This is a genomic window from Corynebacterium halotolerans, from assembly GCF_050107895.1.
Lineage (GTDB): Bacteria > Actinomycetota > Actinomycetes > Mycobacteriales > Mycobacteriaceae > Corynebacterium > Corynebacterium halotolerans_B.
This window is the reverse complement of sequence record NZ_JBNILW010000060.1, coordinates 1-255: the sequence shown is the minus strand read 5'-3', so window position 1 is coordinate 255 and position 255 is coordinate 1. Positions and strand designations below refer to the sequence as shown.

Annotated in this window: 1 rRNA gene; it reads right to left on the bottom strand. The window is 51.0% G+C overall.

From position 1 onward, the window contains the following. Positions 1–255, bottom strand: a 23S ribosomal RNA gene (locus ACQCVD_RS15550); the annotation flags it as partial.

Sequence of the window (255 nt, the reverse complement as noted above, 5' to 3'; positions counted from 1 at the left end):
TTTAGGAGGCAACCGCCCCAGTTAAACTACCCACCAGGCACTGTCCCCAACCCAGATCATGGGCCAAAGTTAGATGGTCAATCCGATCAGAGTGGTATTTCAACAACGACTCCACCACCACTAGCGTGATAGCTTCACAGTCTCCCACCTATCCTACACAAACCGAACCGAACACCAATACCAAGCTATAGTGAAGGTCCCGGGGTCTTTTCGTCCTGCCGCGCGTAACGAGCATCTTTACTCGTACTGCAATTT